Source organism: Parvibaculum sp. (assembly GCF_035511255.1).
Taxonomy (GTDB): Bacteria; Pseudomonadota; Alphaproteobacteria; order Parvibaculales; family Parvibaculaceae; genus Parvibaculum.
This window is the reverse complement of the sequence record NZ_DATKFR010000278.1, coordinates 1-2660: the sequence shown is the minus strand read 5'-3', so window position 1 is coordinate 2660 and position 2660 is coordinate 1. Positions and strand designations below refer to the sequence as shown.

Genomic DNA, 2660 nt, shown 5'->3' with positions numbered 1-2660 from the left:
GAACTCGTGAAGGCGGGTGCCGACGCGATGGGCGGCAAGGGGGGCGGCGGGCGGCCGGACATGGCCCAGGCCGGCGGTCCCGACGGCGCGAAAGCCGATGCCGCGCTCGACGCCGTCAAGGCAGCGCTTGCCGCTGTCGCTGCTTAGAGTGCGATCGGTTTTTCCATCCGGTAGTTGGTCAGCGTAACGCCGTTGAGCGTCACCGACTGTACGGCGATTAGCGAATAGCCCTTCCGCTCGAAGACGGGCCGCGCGATCTTGCTCGCCTCGGTGAAGAGGCGCGCGATGCCGAGCGCGCGGGCGCGTGTTTCCACAGCATCGCAAAGCGCGCCGCCGACGCCCGTGCCGATGGCTTCTTTCGCCACATAAAGCATGTCGAAGTGCCCGTTCTCTTCGAGTTCGGCGAAACCGAGGATGCCGCCGTCTTTCTCCGCGACGAAAGTGTGGCGTGTGCTCATGCGGGCGTGCCAACGTTCGGCGTCGGGCGGAGAGGGCGACCAGGCGGCAACCTGCGCTTGCGAGTACTCGCGCAAGCCCGTTGAGTGGATCGTGTCGTGGAAAAGCCGCGTCAATGGCGCGGCATCTGCCGGCCGATAATCGCGGATCAGCAAGAGATCAGGCCTGCTTTGCCAGCGCCTTGTCGAGATTCTCGGCAACCTTGTCGAGGAAGCCCTCCGTCGAGAGCCACTTCTGCTCCGAACCGACGAGAAGGGCGAGATCCTTCGTCATGTAGCCGCTCTCGACCGTGGAGACGCAGACCTTTTCGAGCGTATGCGCGAAGTTCTCGAGCTCTGGCGTTCCGTCGAGCTTGGCGCGATGGGTAAGGCCGCGCGTCCAGGCGAAGATCGAGGCGATGGAATTGGTCGATGTCTGCTCGCCGCGCTGGTGAGCGCGGTAATGGCGCGTCACCGTGCCATGGGCGGCTTCCGCCTCCATGATCTTGCCATCCGGCGTCAGCAGCACGCTGGTCATGAGGCCGAGCGATCCGAAACCCTGCGCCACCGAATCCGACTGAACGTCGCCATCGTAGTTCTTGCAGGCCCAGACATAGCCGCCCGACCATTTCAACGACGAAGCGACCATGTCGTCGATCAGGCGATGCTCATAGACGAGCTTCGTCTTGTCGAACTCGGCCTTGAACTCCTTCTCGTATACTTCCTGGAAGATGTCCTTGAAGCGACCGTCATAGGCCTTGAGGATCGTGTTCTTGGTCGAGAGATAGACCGGATACTGCCGGTCGAGGCCGAATTTGAGGCAGGCGCGCGCGAAGTCGCGGATCGAGGCCTCGAGATTGTACATGCCCATGGCGACGCCGGCGCCGGGGAAGTCGAACACGTCATGCTCGATCGTTTCCTTGCCGTCTTCCGACACCCATTTCATCGTCAGCTTGCCCTTGCCCGGCACGACGAAATCGGTGGCGCGATACTGGTCGCCGAAGGCATGGCGCCCGATCACGATCGGCTCGGTCCAGCCGGGAATGAGGCGGGGAATGTTGCGGCAGATGATCGGTTCACGGAAGACCGTGCCATCGAGAATGTTGCGGATCGTGCCATTCGGCGACTTCCACATCTTCTTCAAGCCGAATTCCTTCACGCGGGCCTCGTCCGGCGTGATGGTCGCGCATTTGACGCCGACGCCGTATTTCTTGATCGCTTCCGCGGACTCCACCGTCACCTTGTCGTCGGTTGCGTCGCGATGCTCCATGCCCAGGTCGTAATAATCGAGATCGATGTCGAGATAGGGGAAGATCAGCTTGTCCTTGATCCACTTCCATATGATCCGGGTCATTTCATCGCCGTCGAGATCGACTACAGGATTTTTGACCTTGATCTTCGACATGCGGCTGGACCCTTCGAGAAAGCGTGAGCAGGGGAGCGAGCGAGGCTCGGGGGGAGGCGCTGGATGAGCGCTTGGGCCCCGTTCGTATAACATTGCAGGCCAATTGATTAAAGATGGCCAATCGCCTATTCAGCGACACAATATTTCACGAGCGAGCCCTTTCTCATGGCCGGAACGGATCAGACCAAAGCCAACCCCACGCAAGGCGAGGCGACGCCGGCCGTTATCCTGGTTCAGCCGCAGCTTGGTGAAAACATAGGCACGGCGTCGCGCGCCATGCTCAATTTCGGGCTCTCGGACCTGCGCCTCGTGAGCCCGCGCGACGGCTGGCCCAACGAGCGCGCCCGCGCCGCTGCGTCAGGCGCCGACATCGTCATCGACGGCGCGCGGCTCTGCACCCGCACGGAGGAGGCAGTCGCAGACCTCGATTATGTGATCGCGACGACGGCGCGCACCCGCGACATGGTCAAACCCGTTCTGACACCCGAAACGGCCGCGGCGAAGCTTCGCGAGGTGATCGGCGGCGGCGGACGCGCCGGCGTCCTGTTCGGGCCGGAACGCACGGGCCTCACCAATGACGATGTGGTGCTGGCAGACGCGGTTCTGATGGTTCCGGTTAATCCGGCCTTTGCCTCCCTGAACCTCGCCCAGGCGGTGCTCCTGATTGGCTATGAATGGTTCAAGGCCGCCGACCGGACACCGGCTGAGCAGATCGACTATCTCCAGACCCGCCCGGCCACCAAAGAAGAGCTTCTGGGCTTCTTCGAGCATCTGGAGGGCGAACTCGACCGCTTCGGCTTCCTGAAGCCGCCGGAGAAGCG

The 2660-nt window shown here is 62.6% G+C and carries 4 protein-coding genes; 2 read left to right on the top strand and 2 right to left on the bottom strand.

Annotation, left to right across the window (positions count from 1 at the left end):
- Window positions 1-6: 6 nt before the first annotated feature.
- Entirely contained in the window at window positions 7-147 is a 141-nt protein-coding gene (locus tag VMR03_RS18995; RefSeq protein ID WP_414693178.1) for a DHHA1 domain-containing protein, read from the top strand.
- Here the strand turns inward: VMR03_RS18995 and VMR03_RS11145 are convergent.
- Window positions 144-611: a GNAT family N-acetyltransferase gene (locus tag VMR03_RS11145; RefSeq protein WP_325405186.1), complete on the bottom strand. Its 468-nt coding sequence runs from the start codon at window positions 609-611 to the stop codon at window positions 144-146. The two genes, VMR03_RS18995 and VMR03_RS11145, sit on opposite strands and share 4 nt — an antisense overlap.
- A 4-nt stretch (window positions 612-615) precedes the next feature.
- Window positions 616-1839, bottom strand: coding sequence for an NADP-dependent isocitrate dehydrogenase (locus VMR03_RS11140; RefSeq protein ID WP_325405184.1), 1224 nt, complete (start codon window positions 1837-1839; stop codon window positions 616-618).
- A gap of 165 nt (window positions 1840-2004) precedes the next feature.
- On the opposite strand from VMR03_RS11140, the gene VMR03_RS11135 reads away from it, so the two are divergent.
- On the top strand, window positions 2005-2660 hold a 656-nt coding region (locus VMR03_RS11135; RefSeq protein ID WP_325405182.1), incomplete at its 3' end, for an RNA methyltransferase.